Origin of the sequence: Kitasatospora sp. NPDC087861 (assembly GCF_044742585.1) — a bacterium.
Taxonomy (GTDB): Bacteria; Actinomycetota; Actinomycetes; order Streptomycetales; family Streptomycetaceae; genus Kitasatospora.
Window position 1 is genome coordinate 144,886 of record NZ_JBIUUS010000018.1, and the last position, 20,958, is coordinate 165,843.

The 20,958-nt window shown below is 71.8% G+C and carries 17 protein-coding genes; 9 read left to right on the forward strand and 8 right to left on the reverse strand.

Annotated elements, in window-relative coordinates:
• Positions 1 to 33: 33 nt before the first annotated feature.
• Both ACIOJE_RS25110 and ACIOJE_RS25115 read right to left on the reverse strand, forming a co-directional pair.
• Positions 34 to 222 carry a DUF1508 domain-containing protein gene (locus ACIOJE_RS25110; protein WP_280685625.1) on the reverse strand — a complete coding sequence of 63 codons (189 nt, stop codon included), beginning with the start codon at positions 220 to 222 and terminating at the stop codon, positions 34 to 36.
• Positions 223 to 538: 316 nt separating this feature from the next.
• On the reverse strand, positions 539 to 2,239 hold the full coding sequence (locus tag ACIOJE_RS25115; RefSeq protein ID WP_400778990.1) for a serine/threonine-protein kinase: 1,701 nt from the start codon (positions 2,237 to 2,239) through the stop codon (positions 539 to 541).
• Between the two features lie 140 nt (positions 2,240 to 2,379).
• On the opposite strand from ACIOJE_RS25115, the gene ACIOJE_RS25120 reads away from it, so the two are divergent.
• Positions 2,380 to 3,174, forward strand: coding sequence for an FHA domain-containing protein (locus ACIOJE_RS25120; protein ID WP_280685623.1), 795 nt, complete (start codon positions 2,380 to 2,382; stop codon positions 3,172 to 3,174).
• Here ACIOJE_RS25120 and ACIOJE_RS25125 read toward each other — a convergent pair.
• From ACIOJE_RS25125 to ACIOJE_RS25135, 3 genes are all read right to left on the reverse strand, one after another.
• A complete protein-coding gene (locus ACIOJE_RS25125) occupies positions 3,165 to 3,419 on the reverse strand; it encodes a hypothetical protein (RefSeq protein ID WP_280685622.1) in 255 nt (84 codons plus the stop codon). The two genes, ACIOJE_RS25120 and ACIOJE_RS25125, sit on opposite strands and share 10 nt — an antisense overlap.
• Positions 3,420 to 3,451: 32 nt before the next feature.
• Positions 3,452 to 6,028, reverse strand: a complete 2,577-nt coding sequence (locus ACIOJE_RS25130) for a hypothetical protein (protein WP_400778993.1) — start codon at positions 6,026 to 6,028, stop codon at positions 3,452 to 3,454.
• An 81-nt stretch (positions 6,029 to 6,109) separates the two neighbouring features.
• A complete protein-coding gene (locus ACIOJE_RS25135) occupies positions 6,110 to 6,844 on the reverse strand; it encodes a Crp/Fnr family transcriptional regulator (RefSeq protein WP_280685620.1) in 735 nt (244 codons plus the stop codon).
• A 173-nt stretch (positions 6,845 to 7,017) separates the two neighbouring features.
• Here ACIOJE_RS25135 and ACIOJE_RS25140 point away from each other — a divergent pair, with 173 nt between their 5' ends.
• The 6 genes from ACIOJE_RS25140 (at position 7,018) to ACIOJE_RS25165 (ending at position 12,474) form a co-directional block, all read left to right on the forward strand.
• On the forward strand, positions 7,018 to 7,761 hold the full coding sequence (locus ACIOJE_RS25140; RefSeq protein ID WP_280685619.1) for a hypothetical protein: 744 nt from the start codon (positions 7,018 to 7,020) through the stop codon (positions 7,759 to 7,761).
• Between the two features lie 7 nt (positions 7,762 to 7,768).
• Positions 7,769 to 8,185, forward strand: a complete 417-nt coding sequence (locus tag ACIOJE_RS25145; protein WP_280685618.1) for a hypothetical protein — start codon at positions 7,769 to 7,771, stop codon at positions 8,183 to 8,185.
• Positions 8,182 to 9,384 (forward strand): protein phosphatase 2C domain-containing protein, encoded by a 1,203-nt coding sequence (locus tag ACIOJE_RS25150; RefSeq protein WP_400778996.1) that lies wholly within the window; start codon positions 8,182 to 8,184, stop codon positions 9,382 to 9,384. Before ACIOJE_RS25145 ends, ACIOJE_RS25150 begins: the two co-directional genes overlap by 4 nt.
• A complete protein-coding gene (locus tag ACIOJE_RS25155; protein WP_280685616.1) occupies positions 9,381 to 10,520 on the forward strand; it encodes a hypothetical protein in 1,140 nt (379 codons plus the stop codon). Before ACIOJE_RS25150 ends, ACIOJE_RS25155 begins: the two co-directional genes overlap by 4 nt.
• A 16-nt stretch (positions 10,521 to 10,536) precedes the next feature.
• Complete coding sequence (locus ACIOJE_RS25160) at positions 10,537 to 11,187, forward strand: VWA domain-containing protein (RefSeq protein ID WP_280685614.1); 651 nt, start codon at positions 10,537 to 10,539, stop codon at positions 11,185 to 11,187.
• A 537-nt stretch (positions 11,188 to 11,724) separates the two neighbouring features.
• Positions 11,725 to 12,474: a polysaccharide deacetylase family protein gene (locus ACIOJE_RS25165; RefSeq protein WP_400778999.1), complete on the forward strand. Its 750-nt coding sequence runs from the start codon at positions 11,725 to 11,727 to the stop codon at positions 12,472 to 12,474.
• A 54-nt stretch (positions 12,475 to 12,528) separates the two neighbouring features.
• Here the strand turns inward: ACIOJE_RS25165 and ACIOJE_RS25170 are convergent, their stop codons facing one another.
• Positions 12,529 to 13,926, reverse strand: a complete 1,398-nt coding sequence (locus ACIOJE_RS25170; RefSeq protein WP_400779001.1) for a glutamate-cysteine ligase family protein — start codon at positions 13,924 to 13,926, stop codon at positions 12,529 to 12,531.
• The gene (locus tag ACIOJE_RS25175) at positions 13,923 to 15,458 is read right to left on the reverse strand and encodes a flavin monoamine oxidase family protein (RefSeq protein WP_400779003.1); all 1,536 of its coding nucleotides are present in this window, start codon (positions 15,456 to 15,458) and stop codon (positions 13,923 to 13,925) included. Before ACIOJE_RS25175 ends, ACIOJE_RS25170 begins: the two co-directional genes overlap by 4 nt.
• 484 nt (positions 15,459 to 15,942) lie before the next feature.
• Here ACIOJE_RS25175 and ACIOJE_RS25180 point away from each other — a divergent pair, with 484 nt between their 5' ends.
• Both ACIOJE_RS25180 and ACIOJE_RS25185 read left to right on the forward strand, forming a co-directional pair.
• The gene (locus tag ACIOJE_RS25180; RefSeq protein ID WP_280685610.1) at positions 15,943 to 16,311 is read left to right on the forward strand and encodes a hypothetical protein; all 369 of its coding nucleotides are present in this window, start codon (positions 15,943 to 15,945) and stop codon (positions 16,309 to 16,311) included.
• 571 nt (positions 16,312 to 16,882) lie between these two features.
• Positions 16,883 to 18,607 (forward strand): amidohydrolase, encoded by a 1,725-nt coding sequence (locus tag ACIOJE_RS25185; RefSeq protein WP_400779006.1) that lies wholly within the window; start codon positions 16,883 to 16,885, stop codon positions 18,605 to 18,607.
• Positions 18,608 to 18,782: 175 nt separating this feature from the next.
• Here the strand turns inward: ACIOJE_RS25185 and ACIOJE_RS25190 are convergent, their stop codons facing one another.
• Positions 18,783 to 20,897, reverse strand: a complete 2,115-nt coding sequence (locus tag ACIOJE_RS25190; RefSeq protein ID WP_400779008.1) for a glycoside hydrolase — start codon at positions 20,895 to 20,897, stop codon at positions 18,783 to 18,785.
• Positions 20,898 to 20,958 lie beyond the last annotated feature (61 nt).

Consider the following 20,958-nt stretch of genomic DNA (forward strand, 5'->3'; position numbering starts at 1 on the left):
TGCACCACCGACCCGCGTTCGCGTCGCGCCGCCTCAGTGCGAGCCGGCCGCCTCCTTGAGCTCCGCGTACGGCGCGAGCTTGCGGAGCGACTCGATGCTCTTGAGGCAGTCGTCCCTGCTCTCCTGCGGGTCGCCGGTCACCACGATCGTCCCGTTGCTCGCCTTGAGCCGGAACCGGTGCATCCCGCTCTCGTCCTTGTACAGCTCGAATTTCCCGGCCATGCCAGTAACAGCCTTTCGCTCGATGGCCCCCTGGCACCGCAACCTAGGGTCAAATCCTTTGGAATGCTCGCTAGTTGACCCAGTCGGGTGGCGGCCATTCGAGTCGCGGAGTCGAGTGCTGCTTGGCCGCCATGAGGGAGCGTGATCCCGACCTGGGCCGCAGTCGTTCCGGCAGCCTCGCGACAGTCTCGGACATCCTCGATGCCGTCTCGCTGGACGGATCCGGCGCCTGGATTTCGCCCGAATGGCCGACGAGGGCTGGTGTGCGGGCGGCTGGGCGTGGTGGCCCGGAAGTGCTCCTTGCGGCAGCCTCGTTTCATCGGCGGACCGGGGTGGTGCCGTTCATGCCGAAGCGAGCGGAGCACTGCTCGCCGGATCGGTTGTTCGCGTTCCAGACGCAGATCCACATCGTGTAGCCGATGTCTGGGACGAAGCTCGTCTTCGCGGCGCCCCAGGAGGCGCGGAAGGTGTAGGTGATGCCGTCGCTGCGGGCGAGCTCGGCGACGCAGGTTTGGTTCAGGGAGGTGTTGAGCACGCCCGCGAGCGAGCCGGAGCCGTTGTCGTCCAGCCAGGCGGAGCAGGCGGCGTCGTTTCCGAGCCAACTGGTGTCCGCCTCGGAGCCCTTGACCTGTGTCGGGTCGTCGCTGCCGTTGATGCCGCTGATCGATGACGAGGTGGGGCTGGGGGCGGCCGCTGAGGGTGCGGCGGGGGCAGTGCTCGGTGGGGTGGTCGGTGGGGTGGTCGGGGGCAGGGTAGCGGGTTTGGCGGTAGCGGAGGTCGAGGGCCGCAGGCTCGGGGAGGGTGTCCGTGTAGTGCCGGCCGGGGCGGTTGAAGGCGGGGGAGAGGGTTCGGCGGTGGCGGAGATCGAGGCGCTCGGGCTCGCGGAGGGCCCGTGCGTCGTCCCGGCCACGGGCTCGACGGTGACCGGCGCGCCGCTGGACCCTTGCGAGTTGTGGTTCTGCGGGGAGGTGGACGGGCTGAGGACGAACACCGCGACCGCGCCGAGGGCGGTCGCCGCGGCGATCGGCACCAGGAACAGGTGCTTGCGCGGGCGGCGAGGTGATGCGAGAGGTGTGGTCCCGACGTCAGGCTTCGGGTCCGTGCTCGGATCCGGTGGCGGGACGGTCTCCAGCTTGCCGACCGGCGTTTCGGCGAAGGCACGTCGCGAGTCGATGCGTGACATGACCTCAGGCGGCCAGGACGGGGGAGGGACGAGCCGGTGCGCGTGGGTCGCCAGGACGATCTCGTCGGCGGTGGGGCGTGCTCCGGGGTCGGTGGCGAGACAGGGCTCGAGGAGGGCGGCGAGGTCGGCGTCCATGGCGCGCAGCGGCTCCACGTCGGGGACGGCGCTGGGCGTGCGACCCGAGGCGGCGTAGAGCAGGAGCGCCGCGAGCGAGTAGACGTCCGCGGGCGCTGCCACGTCCTCGTCCCCGGCCTGCTGTTCCGGTGCCGAGAAGCCCTGCGTTCCGTAGCTGCCACCGCTCCTGGTGAGCCTCGCCTGGTCCGCGGCGCGCGCGATGCCGAAGTCGATCAGCTTCACGCCGTCGCGCACCAGCATGACGTTGGCGGGCTTGATGTCGCGGTGCGCGATCTCGGACGCGTGTACGGCCCGCAGTTGAGCGGCTGTCTCGGCCAGCAGTAGCCACAGCGCCTCGGCGGGCAGCGGGCCGTGCAGCCGGACCGCCTCGTCCACCGTGAGCCCGGGGACGTACTCGGCGGCGAACCATGGGCGTTCCGGAGTGGCGTCGCTCGCCAGCACCCGCGGCCCGACTCCGAACGGCACACGGTAGAGGATGCCGACCTCTCGTTCGAAGCGCTCGCTGGAGACCAGCCGTGGCCGGACGAGCTTGACAGCGGCGTAGCCCCTGTCCGAGACCCCGAGGTAGACCTCGCCCATGCCGCCGGTGCCGAGCAGGCCGATGATGCTGAAGCTGCCGATCTCCTGCGGATCGCCCGGACCGAGTGGTTCGGCGACCATGCTGTCGATCGCAGCAGCTCGCCGGCTGATCGTGCTCACGCGGGCAGGCTATCGAGCAAGCCCACTCAGGGCAAACAGAGTTGGCGGTTCGGCAAGCTCGGCACACCGCATGCCCGCAGGAGGACTGGTCCTCCCGGTGCGCTCGTACACTGGCGCGAGCCGAGGCGGAGGTATGTGAGATGGCGTACGGAGACTTCCCACCCCAGATGCTGCCGCCGGGCAGTCCTTCCGACAGGGTGCCCTCGGCGCCACCCGGGACGATCTTCGTGCTCGGCCCGGAGGGTGGGTACGCCGTGCCGCCGCGCCGGTACACCTTGCTGTTCGGGCGCGACCGCGAGGACGTGCACGTACCGGTCGGTGTCGACGACCCGACCGTCAGCCGTCGGCACGGCGTCTTCACCTGCGCCGGCACGGACGGCGACTGGTGGCTGGTCAACACCGGCAATCTGCCGATCGAGTTGCCCGACGGCGTGCTGATGCTCACCAGCCACAAGCGGATCATGGGGCCCGGGTACACCCCGCTGGTGATCAACTCGTCCAAGCGGCGGTCCCACCTGGTGGAGGTCCGCGTCGTGGACGGGGATGACCTGCACCCCCGTTCCACGAGCAGCGCCGAGACCGCGGCTCCCGAGACGGTCTACCTGCTCTCCCTGCAGGAGCGGCTGGTGCTCACCGCGCTCGCCCGGCGCTACCTGGAGGGCCAGGACGCCTTCCCGCTCCCGTCGGCCTGGGAGGAGACCGCCCGGCTGGTCAACGCCTCGCCCCACGTGACCAAGTTCTGGACCCACAAGTCGGTCGCCAACACGGTCGAGGACGTGCGCGAACGGCTGCGCCGGCGGGGTGTGCGCGGACTGACGCGCGACGAGGTCGGCGAGCCGGTCGGCTCGACGCTCAGCGTCAACCTGATCAGGGAACTGCTGAAGACGGCGACGCTGAACGCCCAGGACCTGGAGTTGCTGGCCGATCAGGGCTGACGCGTTTCTCGGGCCTCCGTCTCGGGCGCGGCTTCGGCGTTGTGGTTGTACGTGACGTGCATGGTGCCGTGTTCCACGGCGAAGACGGCTGCCTGGTCCTCGGCCGAGTTCTGCTGGCGCGGTTGGGGCTGCGGCTGCTCGGGGTGATGCGTGGTCGTGTTCGTCACGTGGTTGCTGTCGCCCACGATGAAGGTGCCGGAGACATCTCCGGCGTGGATGTCGCCGGGGGTGGATTCCGTAGGCATGGTCGGCCTTTCCTGGTCGGTCTTGTGGCGGATTACCAGGCGGTGCAGTGGATTACCAGGCTGTGCCAGGCCGAGTTGTACGCCGAAGCCTGGCTGGCCGTGTTGTAACTGGTACTGGTCTTGTTCCGAAGCGAGCGGAACTGGCTCTCCTCCTGCTGGCGAGCGGTCAGAATGCCCTTGAGGTCGGATACCACGGATCCGTCCCGCGCTTGCGACAGGGCTCCCCGCAACGTGGACTCGCTGGCGCGCAGGTCTTTGAGGATGATGTCGATGCGGGATTTCATCGTGCTGTCGTCGGGAACGGTGGAGGTCCGTCGCGAGTTGTACGCCGCTACGGCGTTGTTGTACGAGTCGATGGCGCTGTTCACGGTGGGCAGGTCGGCGTTGTACTGCTGGGACTCCTGCCCCAATTCCCGTACCACCGTTGCGCACACAGGATCGACGGGGGCCGGCGTTACCAACGGGGCCGGGGCCGGCGGCTTGGGGGTGTAGACCGGCGGGGCCGGCGGCTTGGGGGTGTAGACCGGCGGGGCCGGGGCCGGTGGGTTGGGGGAGCGGATCGGCCGAGTCGGGACCGGCAGGTTGGTGGCGTTGGCCGTTGTGGTCCGGTCCGACTGGTTCTGGGCGTAGACCATGGCGCCCACGCCGAGTACGGCTGAGGCGCCGACCACACAGGCGACGACGAGGGCTGCTCCGCCCTTGGCGCCCGCGGCACCGGTGGTGGCGAGCGCCGTGTGACCTGTACTGGTTGTGGTCGTGGTGCTGCTCGCGGCGTGCGTCGAGTGGGTGGCGGAGCTGTGCGCACCCGAGAGGTCGATCTTCTGCGGCACTGCGTGCGAGGGAGCGTGCGCGCCGGCCACGTGGCCGGTGGGTGGGGGCTGTTGGGCGGACTGGGACAAGTCGATCACCTTCGGTGCAGCCGGCGGGTGCACGGGAGCCGGAGCACCGGAGGCGGGGACCGGTTGGGTGATCGTTGGGGGGCTGACCACCGGATGAGTGACCGTCGGCGGGGTGGCCACGGTCGGTGTCGGCGTGACCGGCGTGACCGGCGTGACCGGCGTGACCGGCGTGACCGGTGCAACTGGGGCGATCGGCGTCATCGGGGTGACCGGCACGACCGGCGCGAGAGGCGCGATCGGCGGCACCGCGGTGAGCGCCGTCGTGGCGGCCTGGTGGGCCACCGAGTGCGCTTGCAGAGCGGCGAGTTCCTGCCAGAGCACTCCCGCCTCCAGCACCAGGGCCGTCGTCAGCGCCGCCCGGCCGATCGCCTTGCGGCGGGTGCGCGCCTCCCCCAGGAAGAACTCCTCGCCCGCGCGGTCGCCCGCGCTCTTCGCGGCGGCCCAGCCGGCTCCGAGGAGGCTGCCCCACGCGTCGAACTGCCGGGAGAGCGCCAGTTTCGGCGAGGCGGCACGGGCCAACTCCACGCCGAGCTGCGCCTGTCCGCTCCGCTCCGCTCCCAGCACCGCGACGTCCAGGGCCTGGAAGTGGGCCGCGACCTCGTCCGGGGTGGTCTCCCGCGACTCGACCCACGCGGTGAGCGCCCGGCAGAGCTGCGCGGCGGGGAACTGCGTCATCCGGCTCTTGAGCACGCACTCGGCGACGTCCGGCGGACACCCGTAGCCGGTTTCCGAGGCGACCAGCAGGCCGTGCCGCACCAGGCCGTCGGCGAGCGCATCGGCGTCCGTGCGGCCGAGCAGGGTGTTGAGCTGCCGTGCAGCCAACTCGGCGCCAGACAGCGAGCCGAGCAGGTACAGCAGGTCGCGCTCCTCCGGCCGGAGCCTGTTGAGCAGCGCGGGAAGCAGCGCGGGGAGATCGGCGATGCCCGGCAGGCCCTTGCCGGTCGCGGCTGACAGGGCGATGCGCCGCAGTCGGAGCGGATTGCCGTGCAGGGCGTCGCACAGCGCCGTCACGGTCCGCGCTTCGTCGGGCTGCAGCGCGCGGGCCAGGACCGTCTGCACCAGGACCACCCCTGCCGGGGCCGTCAGTCCGTCGAGTCGGATCGCGTGTACGCCGGCGACCGACGACCGGCGCTGCGAGGTGAAGACGAACGTGGAGTGCTCGGCCAGGTCGAAGAGCCGGTGCAGGTCCTTCTCGTCGAGTCCCGCGTCGTCCAGGTAGATCCGCAGCCGCAGGGTCTTCAGGTGCTCCTTCAGCACCTCCAGCGACGGCTTGTAGTTCGGCGCGTCGAAGCTGATGTCGAAGATCGCCTGCGCGAGGTCGTCGGCCGTCCGTCCGCCGGCTTCGATGTAGGCGGCGCCCTCGGGCCCGCGCGGCAAGGTGCGGGCGAGGTGGCGCAGCAGCGCACTCTTGCCGACCCCGGAAGTGCCCCAGATCTGCACCAACTGCCGTGCCCCGATGACCTGTTGCAGTATCTGGAGCTCCCGCTCCCGGCCGATCAGCGGATCGGCGGCGGAACGCGGCAGGTGGGAGATCGGCTGACGCTTGACCGGGTTCGGCGGAGGCCCCGCGTTCACGGTGATGGCCGAGCCGTTCCCGGTGGTGATGTTCAGGTTGGTCACGGTGTTCCGGTTGCCGACGATCATCGTTCCGGACACGTCGCCCGCCCGGATTCGCGCGGAACCGCCCGGAGCACCGTTGTTCTCTGGCATCTGTTTCTCCGGTCCTCTCCAACGCTCGGATCCCGGCACTCGGTCATGCTGGCGCCGACCCGTCCTCGGAACCCGGCGCTTTTACCTGTTTGGTGAGATCGCCCGTGAACCGGCCGGTTCGGCCGCGGCGGCGATCCGGGCGAGGTGATCCAGGTCGAGGATCGTGATCCTGCGGTAGCCCGTGACGACCGCGCCCGACTCCCGCAAGGCCCGCAGGGCCTTGTGGATCGACGACTCCGCGGCGCCGACCAGCGTGGCCATCTCCGGCTGCGACAGCGGGAGATGGGCTTCGGTGCGGCCGGGGCGCCCGTAGGTGACGGCAAGGTGGTGCAGGATCCTGGCCAGCCGCCCGAGCACGTCGCAACCGGTGAAGTCGACGATCCGGCCGGTCGCCGTGCGCAGCTTGGCCACCACGCTCGCGTTGAGTGCGAGCCCGATGGCGGGGTGCTGCTTCGTGCACGCCAGCAGTTCGGAGGGCAGGATGTAGCGGGCCAGCACCCGGCCGCAGGCGGTCACGGTGCCGATGCGCGGCTGACCGTCGATCCCGGCGAGCTCCCCGACGAGGTCCCCGGCCATCCGAACGGCCAGCAGCGCATCCCGACCGTCCTGTGCGTGCGCGGTGACCTTCACCGTGCCGCCGATCAGGAGCAGCGCGAAGTCCGAGGTGTCGGCCTCGTGGATGGTGATCTGACCGGCCGGGTAGACCACGCCGTGGCCGAGCCCCAGCAGGACTCGGCGATCGGCCTCGCCGACCCGGCCGAGCAGCCCGGTCGGCGGCCAGTAGGCCCCGGCCCCGCGCATCCGTGTGTTGCTCATCGGTCACTCCTCTTCCTCGTCCGGCCGAAGCCGGACAAGCCGTATTAGTAGCCGGTCCACCCGAGGACCCCTCCCCTACGATCTCGTTAACCATCGTGTCGGCACCGGGAATTCGGTGCCGACGGCAGATCGATCTTCGAACTGCCGGCCCCCGTCGTGATCGCGGAGGGAATGTGAATCCGAGGTACGAGTACCGAGCTCTGCTGGCGTGCGACATCGCGGGTTCCGCGGGCCGCGGTCAGCAGCGGCTGCAGGAGATCCGCGGTGTGCTGCGGTCCGCGCTGTTCGGCGCCCTCGGCGTCGCGGAGCTGGACCGGCGGGACTTCGCGTACGTGGACACCGGCGACGGCTGCCGGCTCGTCGCCCCGGCCGGGTTGCCCAAGGCCGGACTGCTGGTCCCGCTGCTGCCGGAGCTGGGCTCGCGGATCCGCGAGCACAACCGGCACGCCGGCCCGGACACCCGGCTGAGGGTACGGGCCGCCGCGCACGCGGGGGAGGTCCGGCTCGATCCGGACGGCACCGTCTCCGGCACCCCGTTCGAGACGCTCGCCCGGCTGCTCGACTCGCCCCCGCTGCGGCAGGCGGCCCTGGCCGGTCCGGACGGCACCCCGGTGGCCGCGATGCTTTCGCAGCACTACTACGAGGAGACGGTCGGGCACGGCTACGAGGGGCTCGAAGCCGGCGCCTTCACGGCGGCCGAGGTCCGGGTCAAGGAGTACGCCGCACGGGCCTGGCTCTGGTACCCGGGCAGCCCGGTCGGGCCGCACGGCGGTCCCGGCCCGGAATCCGGCTCCCGCGAGCGGCCTGCGGAAGCCGAGCCGCGGACCGTGGAGCAACTCGTCCAAGCCACGGGGAACGGCACGGTCTTCGCCGTCGGCCGAGGTGACCAGCACATCCGCTACAACGAACGGAGCTGAAGCGCCGATGAACCAGGAACTCGCCGAGCTGGCCGCGAGCGGAGCCACCGCTCTGGTGTCCGCGATGGGCACCGATCTGTGGAACGAGGCGAAGCGACTGATGAGCGGCGTCATCGCCCGGGCCCACGGCAGTCGCCGCAGGGAACTGTCCGTCGCGCTGGAGCGGGGGTCGACCGCCACGAGGGGAGCGGTCGACGCCGCGGCCGTGGACTTCTGGACCGAGGCCCTGTTCCAGTTGCTCGACCGGAACCCGGCTCTCGCCCAGGACGTCATAGCTCTGGCGACGCTGCGGACCGCGCAACGGCCGGAGGTCGTGGTCCAGGTCAACTCCGCCACCGGTTCCGGTGAGGTGTTCGCGGTGCAGCACGGTGACCAGCACTTCGCCTCCGGGCCGAGGTCCCGCGATCGTGAGGAACGGCCGTGAGCGGGGGCGACGGCCGGCGGGACGGCCTGACGGACGGCTGGGTGCGGGCGGGGCTGCTCGCAGCCGTCGCCATCGGGGCCTTCGCCGAGGTCGGCACGCCGCACCGGCACTACGGCTGGCTGGTGGACGCGTTCGCCCTCGCGGCGGTGGGTGTCGTCGGCGCGGCGGCCGCACTGGGGTCCGAGGCCGCCGCGACGCCCGCCCGGCAGCGGGACCGGCCCGAACGGGAGCCCCGGCCCGACGCGACGGCGCCGGTCTGCCGCTTTGTCGCGGCACCGGCGGTGTCGACGGCCCAGCCCGGCAGGCCCCGGCCGTTCCTGCGCGAGAGGCCGACCGACCTGAGCGTGCCCCGCTTCGGCGAAGGCGCGCGGGCACAGGGCTACCCCTGGCTGCTGCCGGAGCGCACGGTGCAGAACGGCATCGCCGCCGACGAAGCCACGGTCGGTGCCCTCACCATCCGCGCCGCCTCCGTCGTCGGGCCCGGCCACCGCTGCGGCCAGCCCGCCGAGCCGCGACAGGACTCCTACCGGATCGGGCGGAGCCCGGACAGCCGGTACGCGATCGTGGCCGTGGCCGACGGCCTGTCCAGCGCGGCCTGGTCCGACGTCGGGGCCACCGCGGCCTCCAGCCAGGCCGTCACCCTGCTGCGCGAGCAGATCGAGACGGTCGGCTTCGACCGGCTCGACGTCAAGGCGCTGTACGGGCGGATCGCGGAAGCGATCGCCGCGCACGCGGCCGGACGCGGCGTCGGCACCTCGCACCTGGCCACCGTGCTGATCACCGCGGTGATCGCCGAGCCGGACGCGAACGGCGTGGCGCGGGCATGGGTCGGGTGGCTCGGTGACAGTTCGGCCTGGACCCTCGACCCGCGCGTCCCGCTGTGGCAGTTCTCCGCCGGCGAAGCCAAGGACCGCGCGGCCGCGGTGGTCTCGAACGAGGTCGCCGGCCGACTGCCGGACACGCCGCACCTGGCCGTGGACGGTTACGTCACCCTGGCGGCCGGTGCCGCCCTCGCCCTGGTCACGGACGGGATCGGCGACGCGTGGGCGGACCCGGCGGGCAACGTCAACGAGTACTTTGCCAACGCCTGGCGCGCGCCGGTCCCGGCCACCCGGTTCACCGCCGACGTCGGCTTCGACGCACCGCAGTGCCTCGACGACCGCACCGCCGTCGTGGTGTGGAACGGCAGCGGGACATGACCGACTCCGATCCCGTCGCCGGCGGCGGCGCCCCGGCGGTGGACCCGCGGGGCTGGGCGTTGCCGAGGACCGTGGGCCTCGCCGATCTCGGACCGCTCGCCGAGCCGATCTCCGAACACAACGGCCAGGCCGTCGCCGTACGGCCGCTGACGGACCATCCGGGCTGGCTGGCCAAGCTCTACCGGCCCGGCCTGCACCAGGAGGACGGCCACCGGATCGACCTGCTGATCTCGGCTCCGGACACGCTGCCGGAGACGGAGCGGGCGACCCTGTACGCCGGGACGTGCTGGCCCGCGGCCCGGATCCACGAGCCCGGCAACCCGGCCGTCGGGTGCGTGATCCCGATGGCGCCCGAGCAGTACCGTTCCGAGCTGCGGCGCGGCAAGTTCAGCGAGCGCCGGTTCCTGGAGATCGACTGGCTGGCGAAGTCCGACGAGTCGATCCGGGGCGTCGGCCTGCCGCGCCCCGGCTTCGAGGGCCGACTGACGGCCTGCCGCCAACTGACGGAGCTCGCCGCGATCCTGGAAGGCCTGGGCCTGGTCTACTCGGACTGGTCGTTCTCCAACGCCTTCTGGAGCCCGGAGCAGCGCTCCGTCTACCTGATCGACGTCGACGGCTGCCAGCCGAAGAAGATGCCCGACATCCACCAGCCGAACTGGGCCGACCCGCTCACGCCGCCGGGCTCCGACGCGGACCAGTACACCGACCGCTACCGACTCGCCCTGCTCGTCGCCAAGTGCCTGACCGGCCGGCGCGACGCGAGCACCTTCCACGGCGTCGCCGCGTCCCCCTGGCCGAACCAGCCCGCCGTCTCCGAGGTCCTGCTGGACATGCTGCTCGCGACCGACCGGGAACGACGGCCCGCGGCCGCCCAGTTGAACCAGGCGCTGAACAACGGGCCCTACCTCAGGGCCGTGCCGCGTCCGACACGCACGCCGCTGCCCCAACTGCCTCCGGTACAGGCTCCGGTGCTGCGTCCGCAGCCCGCGCCGCACGCGATCCCGGAGTCCCCCACCGTCACCCGCATCAGCACGGTCGAGGAGAAGCAGAAGGACGCGACCGGCTCGTCCACCAAGTGGATCTGGGTGCTCGCCTTCGTCGTGATCCTGGTCGTCATCATCGCCTCCAACCACTAGCTCAGAGGTGCACACAATGTCACTCTGCCTGCCCACCTACGTGGTGATCGACGCCTCCTCGTCGATGAAACCGCACGAGGCAGTGCTCAACGCGACCCTCTCGCGTCTGCACTACAACCTGGCGACGAATCCGCGCGTCTCGGAGTTCGCCAGGGTCAGCGTGGTCGCCTTCTCCACCGACGTGCACGTGGTGATCCCGATGTCGGACATGGAGCAGGTCCCGAGCATGCCCGAAGTGATCTGCGGCGGGGGCACCGAGTACGGCAAGGCCTTCGACCAGTTGCGGCAGAGCATCGAACAGGACGTCAGCAGCCTGCGGGCGCAGCAGTACAGCGTGCTGCGGCCGGCGATCTTCTTCCTGACCGACGGCGCTCCGACCGACGCGAGGTGGCGGGACTCCTTCCGCACGCTGGTGGACCGGAACTGGCCGCGCCACCCGCACGTGATCGCCTACGGCTTCGGCGGCGCCAGGCGCGACGTGCTGAAGGAGGTGGCGACCAAGGCACTGTTCATCGCCGACGGTTCGGACACCGAGTCGGCGCTGAGCGGGGCGATCACCGGCCTGCTCAACACCCTGATCGCCTCCTCGCAAACCGGTCAGATGCAGATCGCCACCGACGTCAAGGGCTTCGAGTACGTCCAGGTCGCCCAGGAATACGTGGACTGAGCGTGGACACCGACCTGCGTACCACGGCGCCCCGGGCGCTGCGGGCCTCCGCCGGGCTGTCCGTGCTGGCCGCGGTGCTGCTCGCCTGCGGCGGCGTGGTCGAGGTGGCGGGCAATCTCCTCGGCCCCTCGACGAACGGGGGCGGAGGCGGCTCGCACCCGGCGACGTCGATGCCGGTACAACCGACCTCGACCCCTGATGTCTCCTCTCCCGCCGCGGCGCCGTCGCCGAGTTGCTCGCTCTCACCCTCACCCACCCAGCTGCCCGAGCCTACGACCACCGCCACCACACCGGCGTCTCCTCCGGAGCATCCTCCAGGGAGAGGGGCATCCCGGACGAGGACTCCTGCGACGAAGAGTGCTGCTCCGTAGCTGCGATACCGGCGGGGTCGCCGAGGGAGGTCAGAGAGTTGACTGCCAGGGAATTGCAGGTTTCGCACCGCGGGCCGTCCGGAGACAGGGACCGGCCAGATCGTGGATGAGGTCTGGAGAGCAATCGTGGCCACGGGAGGCGAGGTGCCGTGCTGACGCTCGGCGCGTGGTGACGGCGGGCGCGGCGGCCGCGGCACTGCTCGCCGCCGCCGGCACCGTGCTGAAGGCGCCCGACGGGCTCGGTGCGCTCGCCGGCTCCCCGGCCGCACCGGCCAGCGCCACCGCTCCGGACCCGAACCTCCCGGCGCCGCTCGTCGACATGAGCGTCTCCCGCCAGTCCGAGGACCCGGGACGGACCGTCAACCTCACCATCGACGACGGGCCCGACCCCCAGTGGACGCCCAGGATCCTGGACGTCCTGGCCCGCAACGGCGCCAGGGCCGTCTTCTGCGTGCTCGGCCCCAACGCCCAGGCCCACCCCGATCTCGCCAAGCAGGTCGTCGCCGCCGGCCACCGCCTGTGCGACCACACCGTCAGCCACGACACCGCCATGGACCACAAGGACGTCGGCTACCAGCAGCAGGAGATCCTCGACGGCCTGCGGATGATCCAGGACGCCACCGGTGGCGCCCCCGTCCCCTACTACCGGGCCCCCGGCGGCGCGTTCACCCCCGAGAGCCGCCAGATCGCCGCGGCCCACGGCATGCGCCCGCTCGGCTGGAACGTCGACACCCGCGACTTCGAGCGCCCCGGCCCCGACCAGATCGTCGCGACGGCCGAGGCGCAGCTCCGCAACGGCCCCACCGTCCTGCTGCACGACGGCGGCGGGAACCGGGCCCAGACCCTCGAAGCGCTCGAACGGCTCCTGCCCTGGCTCAAGGACAACGGCTACGCCTTCAGCTTCCCGCGCCGATGACGGGGGGTCGGCCGAGGCGGCCGGGCGTCGCCGGGTTCCGGCCTGGTACGCGGTTCAGACCCGGAAGGCCGCGACGTAGCGGGCGGGGTCGCGGGCCAGGTCCTTGTCCCAACGGTCCAGGCACTGCTCGGCGAATGTCCTTCCCCCGTCGAGCAGTTCGTCGAGGGGGTCGAGGTAGTCCAGTACCTTCGCGGGCTCCAGCCCCGCGGATACCCGTGCGCTCAGCCCCGCGCGGGCCAGCCGGACCAGCTCGTGGGCGAGTTCGCGCACGGGGTCGCCATCGAGCGTGGTGTGCAGCCCGGTGCTCGGGAGTCTCGCCATCGCGGCGCGGTGGTCGCGCAGCGTGTAGCGCCTGAGCAGGTCCCAGGCCGCCGTTCGCGAGGGCTCGTGGTAGGTGAGGCCCACCCACAGCGCGGGGACGGCCGGGATGTGCTGGTAGGGCGGTCCGTCCGCCTCGCGCAGTTCCAGGGTCCGGCGGACCCGCACGTTCGTCCAGATCTGCGACAGGTGCGAGGCCCAGTGGTCGAGCGAGGGGACCGAGCCGTCGTCGAAGCCCCGCTCCAGGAGCAGGCCGAACGGCCGGTCGGGGGCCGGATGGAACCGGCCGTCCCCGCTGCGGTAGTAGATCATCGGGATCCCGAGGGCCCAGTCGATGACGTCGTCGGCGTCCACGTCCGGCCGCAGGGCGGGCGGCAGGACACCGCAGCGACGCGGATCCATCCGCAGCCAGGCATGGGAGCGGTGGGACAGCAGTTGGTTCGGCCGGCCGCCTTGGAGCGGCGAGTTGACGAGCAGTGCGGCGATGACCGGCGACGCGACCGTCTGCATCCGCAGCTTCTGGGCGAAGTCGTCGACCGAGACGTAGTCCAGGTGCACCTGAGTGGACAGGGACATCGACATGATCTCCAGCGCCCGACTGCCCGCCTCGCCGATGCGGGCGAAGTAGTCGCGCATGAGGGCGCCGCGGCGCATGGGCACCCAGGCGATGCTGCCCGGGGCGTCGAAGGGCAGGCCGGCTCCGGGCAGCAGGGCCCAGCCGAAGTCGGCGGCGAGTTCCGCAAGGCGCTCCATGACGGTTCGCATCTCGTCGACGGCTGTTCCCAGGCCGATGGCCGGGGCGGAGGAGTACTCCACCTGCCCACCGTGTTCGAGCGTGATCTGGCTACCGTCGTCGAGGAGGACGCCGGTCAGGTTGCCGGAGTCCTCCAGTGGTTGTCCGCCCCACTGGGAGAGCACCGCCTTCAGCACCGCCCGCACTCCCCGCTCGCCCGAGTAGGGGGCGGCCAGGCCCGTTCGCGGGTCCACCAGGCCGCTCTCGATCTCCAGTCCGACCCGCTCGCACGCGCCGACCGGCGGGGCGAGCAGCGACCGGAGGGCGTGGCGGTCAAGCCCTCCGGCGGTCGCCGTGGACGGCTCGGGCCGGTGTTCGCCGGCCCGGGCGGTGCCGGTCATTCGGACTCCACCCGGGCCGGGATCCGCGCCTGCCGCCCGCGTTCGAGTACGTGGCCCACCGCGTTCAAGGCCGACTGTATGGCGCCCTGGCACCACGCGTGCGCACCGGACAGGTGTTCACCGGCGAAGAAGATCCGGGGATCGCCGGCCGGGTGGGGCGAGCCGAGCGCCGTGAGGTAGCGGGTGTGCTCGCCGGGCGTGAGGTGGGCGAAGGCGCCGCCCATGCCGAGCTGCTGGTCCCAGTTCCAGTGCACGATGTCGTCCACGTCGCCGTGGATACCGGGGTGCAGCCGTTCCAGGCAGTCCAGCACCAGCCGGTCCCGGTCGGCGTCCGGCAGCGCGGCCAGCCTGCGCGCGTTGGCTCCCCACGGGTAGGCCCCCAGGAGCACCGTGGGCTCCCGGGACCTGCCGGGGTCCCGGGCGACCCACCGCTCTCGGCCGGCGCCGTCCCCGTTCGGGGCCTCCTCAAGGAGGCGGGCGTTGTCGGAGGGGTACCAGCACTGCTGGATCGGCAGGTCCGTGAAGCTGCCCCCGCCGTAGATCCCGTCGTCCAGCTCCCACCTGCGCCGGGTGAGGTGCAGGAGCGTCTTGGTGCTGCTGGCGTAGTTGATGCCGCGGATGGCGTGGCGCTGGGCGTGCGGCAGGCCCGGGACGAAGGCGACGTGGTCGAGCGCGGGCGCCGGGACGCAGCAGACGACGACGTCGACGTGCTCGGTCAGCACGTGGTCCAGCCGTTTCCCCTTGACCAACACGCCGTCGCCGGTCAGCGCGAGTTCGTCGATGCGGGTGGACAGCCGCAGGGTTCCCGGCAGCAGCTCGTGGACGAAGGCGCGCACCAGGGCGTCCATGCCGTCGACCAGCTCCAGCTGGCCGGCGTGGAACAAGCCGAAGTAGTCGACCAGGACCTCGATCAGGGAGGACTGCTCGTAGTGGACCAATCCGCTCGCATGGCCCACCAGGTCCCAGGCGTCCTGCGACAGGTGCTCGCGGACGAACTGCCACAGCGACACCGAGACGAGCCGCTCGAGTGCGGGATCGTCCCAGCAGCCGTCGAGCAGGCGCCGCTGCTGGCCCGCCGTGAGCGTCTGCCAGGCGCTCACCAGGAGGCGGTGGAGAAGGCGGGCCGGGGCCTCCTGTTCGGCGGCGCGCAGGGAGAACGCCGTGAACAGTTCGCGCACGTCACGCACTCGGGCCCGGCGCCCACGCAGGTGGTAGTAGGCGAGCGGGTTGACGTTGACGAAGGGGCGGGTCGCCAGGGCGAACTCGGACACGTAGTGCAGGACGCAGTGGTGGTTGGAGGGGATGCGCATGGCTCCCAGGTCAGCGTGCGTGCCGTCCCAGAAGTGATGCGTACGCACTCGCCCACCCGGTCGGTTCGACCGCTCGAACAGGACGACGTCGCAGCCGCGGCGCTGAAGCTCGTACGCGCAGACCAGGCCCGCCACGCCCGCCCCGATCACCGCGACCCGACCCGAAGCGCCGACCGTCGGCTCCAGTAGACCGACCGGGAACGCGAAGCTCCTGTCGAACACTCGCGCCTCCGCAATCGCGTCGATGCCCCGCCACGCCCCAGCCTGGGCCAGCGCGGCACCGCCAACAACCGGGACACCTCCATTCGAAGCCCGACCGCCGTGGTCGACCGACCTGATGAGGCCGGCCGGCCCCCTCGCCACGCTCAAGGCGCTCTGCCTCTTCGTGGGTCCGCGTGACTGCTCGGCGATCACCTTCGATCGGGCGGAACGGTTCGCGGGGCCTGACCAGCTCGAACGCGGGGTGACGGCGGTGGTCGAGGAGGGCGGTGGCCAGGCGGCAGACGCCGCTGGAGCGTCCGGTGGCGGTGGCGATGGTGATCTCGCATTCGATGACAGATCAAGGACCCTTGCCGACCACCATGCAGCCTTGACTTCATGGCCTTGATCTTTAGGCCTGAAAGTCGCTATCCGAAACCGGTGATCAAGCCGTAGGAATGGCTTCACGGCCTGACCGGCCACCCGCGATCAGAAGGAGCCACCATCCATGATTCGCCTTCGTACCACCTGTATGGCCATCGCCGGTGCCGCAGCGATGTTCGCCCTGACCGCCGCGCCCGCCCAGGCCGCCCCGGGTGACGTCACGACCTCGTGCGGAAGCGTTCTCACCCCGACCGGCTACGTCGATGTGAGTTGGGGTTACAGCAGCAGCTGCGGCACGCAGAGCTTCAGCCCGAACATCAAGCAGATAAAGCAGCTCACCGGACTGCCCGTCGGCACCGTGGTCCAGGCCTGCTCCTCGACCTACCCGCCTGCGGGCTGGGTCCAGACCGGCTCGTACTACAGCAGCAGCTGCGTCGCCTGGTCGAACCCGAGCTTCAACAACAACGCCTGGCAGCTGAAGCGCGTCTCCTGATCCGGCGAGCCCGCTCGGATCCTCGGTCGGGTACCCGACTTCAGAGCTTCAAGGGCGACGGATCCTGATGGTCCCGCTGCCGGATGCCCAGCGGTGGTGGTACCCGTGCCGAGAAGGCCTCTGATCGAGGTCCCGGCCAGTAGGGCGACCGGGACCTCGGTGTCAGGGCCGGGGTGTCCAGCCGGGTGGGGTGAGGGCGGTGTCCGTGAGGATCCGGCCGACCGTCCCCGCCAGGGTGCTGTGCTGCGGGATGACGTGTTCGACGCCTCCGGGCAGCTGGTACCAGCCGACCGGTCTGGTGGGCGCGGGCGATGACCTTGACGGCCTGGGCCTGGTCGCTGTCGCCGGAGATGGGCCGTAGCCGGTCCCATTAGGCGGTGGCGGTGGCGGTGGCGGTGGCGGTGGCGACGGCGTGGACGCGGTCGACCAGGTCGGCGTCCAGGCCGGCGACGGCCGGCCGCACCGCCGCCTGGCGCGGCGGCGCAGCGCCGACAGGTCGACCACAAGAGGTGATACCGCGATCACGATGGGTAGGAGCGGGGTGTCAACCCCCTACCCACGGGAGACCCGCATGGCCCAGCAGGCCGACCTCATCCTCCACGGCGGCGCGATCGTCACCGTCGCCGAGAGCGCCGACGGCGACGCCCGGCCCGAGGCCGTGGCCGTCAAGGACGGCACGATCGTCTTCGTCGGCCCCCGGCAGGAGGCGCTGGACCAGTGGGGCGGCCCGCACACCGTCGTGCGGGACCTCGAGGGCCGCGCCCTCCTGCCCGGGTTCGTCGACGCGCACGGGCACCTCGGCGGCATCGGCCTCCAGGCCGTCATCGCCAACCTGCTGGCCGCCCCGGACGGCGACGTCACCGACCTCGGCTCGCTGAAGGACAAGCTGCGGGCCTGGGCCGCGAGCCCGGTGGGCACGGACTCCGAGTGGATCGTCGGGTTCGGGTACGACGACGCGATGCTCGCCGAGGGCCGCCACCCCACCCGCGAGGACCTCGACGAGGTGTCCACGGACCGCCCGGTGCTCGCCATCCACCAGTCCTTCCACCTCGGCGCGGTGAACAGCCTCGGCCTGAAGCGGCTCGGCTACTCGGCCGCCACACCCGATCCCGAGGGCGGGGTGATCCGACGGCGCGAACTCGCCGTCCCACCCGCGTACGGGGAGCCCGACGGGGTGCTGGAGGAGAAGGCGTTCACCCCGGCCTCGGACCTGGCGCTCGCGGGGCTGCCGGAACGGGAGCTGCTGATGCTGTTCGTCACCGGCGCGGCCGCGGCGGCGAGCTTCGGCTTCACCACCGTCCAGGAGGGCGGCACCACCCTCGCCAACCTCAAGGCGCTGCGGGACACGGCCGCCGCCGTGCCGTTCGGGATCGACGTGGTCGCGTACGTGAAGGCCGGCGAGGCGACGTCCTCCGCACTGGACGACCCGATCGGGGTGAGCGACGAGTACGTGGACGGCGTCCGCGCGGCCGGGGTGAAACTGGTCCTGGACGGCTCGCCGCAGGGGCGCACGGCGTGGCTCACCGAGCCGTACCTGACGCCGCCGACCGGGAAGCCCGAGGACTACTGCGGGTACCCGGCGGAGCCGGACGACGCGGTGGTGGCCAAGCAGGTCGGCACGGCGGTCGAGCGGGGCTGGCAGGTACTGGCGCACGTCAACGGCGACGCGGCGATCGACCAGTTCCTCGGGGCGGTCGAGGCGGCCGGGCCAAGCCGGCGGCCGACCGTGGCCATCCACGCGCAGACCGCCCGCGAGGACCAGGTCGAGGCGTTCGCCCGGCTGGGGATCGTGCCGTCCTTCTTCTCCATGCACACCTACTACTGGGGCGACTGGTACCGCAGGACCGTCCTCGGCGAGCAGCGGGCCGCCGTCATCTCCCCCGCCCGCTGGGCGCTCGACCGGGGCCTGCGCTACACCTCGCACCACGACGCGCCGGTGGCGTTGCCGAACTCGATCGCCGTGCTGTCCAGCCAGGTGACCCGGCGCACCCGCACCGACGAGGTCGTCCTCGGGCCGGAGCAGCGGGTGTCGGCCCTGGAGGCGGTCCGCGCGATCACCCTCAACGCCGCCCACCAGTACGGCGAGCAGGACCGCAAGGGCAGCATCGAGGTCGGCAAGCTCGCGGACCTGGTGATCCTCAGCGCCGATCCGCTGACCGTCGACCCGGAGGCGATCCGCGACATCGAGGTCGTCGAGACGATCAAGGCGGGGACGACCGTCCACCCGCCCGCACCCGCCGGCCGGGCCTTCGCGAGCCCGGCCAGCGCGCCCACCCCGCAGTGGGGTTGCTGCTGAACGGCGGCGTCCTGCCGAGCCACGCCCGGCAGGACCAGGAGGTACGGCCAAGCCGGGATCCGTGGCCGTGCCGTCCGCGATGAGCTCCGCCCGGCCGGGGCTCCCGGGCCACGGGCGACCGCGCGGCCGCCCGTGGCCCACACCACCCGCCGGCCCGACCGCCCGTCGGAACGGTTCAGGAGACCACGTCACCCGGGCAGAGCCGCTGGGTGCCCGGCCGCCCGCGCAGGGTGGCGTCCACGCAGCCGCCCGGCAGGCCGTCGTGGACCGTGGTGCCGAAGTTGGCGGTGACGGTCAGCGTGCCGTCGCCGAAGACGGTCCGCTGCACCAGGTGGTCGTCGCTCAGCCAGCGGAAGGAGGTCAGCGGCCGGGTGCCGGCCGCCTGGTGCAGCGGGGCGAAGTACTGCTGCAGGGAGGCCAGTTCCCGCAGGTTCTGCCCGTCGCGCGGGTCCTTGTCGCTGAGCACGAAGTTGAGCGGGGTGTTGTAGAGCATCGCCAGCAGCGCGCGCGTGGTCTTCTGCTCCGGCAGTTTGCCGAAGGGCAACTCCCAGCGTTCGACGTTGACCAGCGAACCGTGCAGCGCCGTCTCGTACAGCGGCACCCGGTACCGCGGGTCGTACATCGCCTTCAGGGCGGCGGCCACCTGGGCCTGGTGCCCGGGCTTGAAGTCCGTGGTCCGCACCGGCTTGAAGAAGGTGGCGGCGGCCTGGTCCGGGGTGTAGCCGCCCCAGGCGCCGTCGTCCTTGGGGTCCTGCGGCCCGCTGTCGAAGTGTCCGCTCTCCATCGCCCACAGCCGCCCGTCCACCGGGGTGCCCGAGCCGTGGTCGAAGGCCAGCACCTCGTTGGCCCAGGAGCCGGCGGACTCCGAGCCCAGGACCAGCGGGGCGGTCCGGCGCGTCGACGCGTCGTACGAGCCGTCCGTCAGGCGCCGCATCCGGGCGAGCCGGTTGGCACGGTCCTCGTCCATGGTCATCGGGTGGCCGGGGGCGAAGTCCCGGAAGAGCTCGCCCGCCGCGTCCACGTCGAGGAAGTAGCTGTCGGCCCCGTTGGCGACCAGCGAGCGGGTGCGGTCGGCCAGGTAGTGCTGCTGCGGCTCGGCCTGCTCGAACGCCTGCGAGCTGAGGTAGCAGCCCTTCTTGTGGAAGCCGGGTTGCGGCGTTTCGTCGGCCCCGAGTACGCAGAACCGGGGGTAGACGTCGTCCGGCCAGACGGTGTTGGGGGACGAATCGTCCGTCTTCTGCTGGCCGTTGGCGAAGGAGTCGTACGGCCCGACCAGATAGCCGGCGGCCTCGGCGGCCTTGACGTCCTCGCCCGTCATCGGGGAGTCGTCCGAGTCGTAGCCGAGCCAGAGCCGGGAGACGCCCAGTTCCTTGAGCCGGTCGAGGTAGGCGGGCCGGCGGGCGCCACCCCAGGCGTAGGCGTGGAAGGCGCCGAGCAGCTTCGCGGTCTGCGGGTTCTGCTTGATCTTCTCGCTCAGACTGCCGAGCTGCCCGTGCTCCGCGAGCCAGTTGCGGTAGTCCACGGCCGGGGCCACCGGGGAGCCGTCGGTCAGGGAGAAGGCCACGGTGTACGCGCCGGTGCCGTTCCCGGCGGCGAACCCGTGCTCGGCCGTGGCCCGCAGCCGCCCGTCCTGGGAGGCGAACGTCAGCGACGTGCCGATGTCGGTGGGGACGATGTAGCCGACGCCGGCCCGGCCGGGGCGCATTGTGTAGCCCCAGATCGGCATGGACAGCTGCGAGCTCAGCTCCTGCTCTTCGCCGACCAGCGCTCCGTCGGAGGAGTTCCAGAACGGGTCGTCGACGGGAACGGACAGCCCCTCGCCGCGCGGGAACTGGATCGCGGCGGCGGCCGGATCGGTGGCGGTCACCGGCCACCGCACCGAGGTGTCGCCGCCGGTGGCGGTGAGGGTGACCAGCAACCGGCCGTGATCGGCGCGCGCTTCGGCCCGCAGGCCCTTCTCCGGATACGACCAGCCGGCGCCGTCCGCCGTCCGGACCGGGTCGCTCGCCTTGCCCAGCCCCTGGGCGGCCGGCGCGGAGAGCAGGATCACCTGCCCGTCCTCGGTCCGGGCCTCGGCCCGCAGCGTGGCGGCGTCGATGCTGGCGGTGCCGCCGCGTACGGGCACGTCGACGCGCCCGCCGTGGATCCGCACCTGCGAGGCGGGGCCGCCGGTGGCGCTCGCCACGGTTGCGGACAGCAGCGCGGTGGACACGGCGAGGACGACGACGGCGCGCGGAACGTGCCGGCGGGCCGGGCCCGCGAGGGATGACGTATGAGTACCGGTGTGCATGACCCAGTGATACGGAGCACTCCTAAGAGGTCCTTAAGAACGGACCGCTGACCACTGCTCA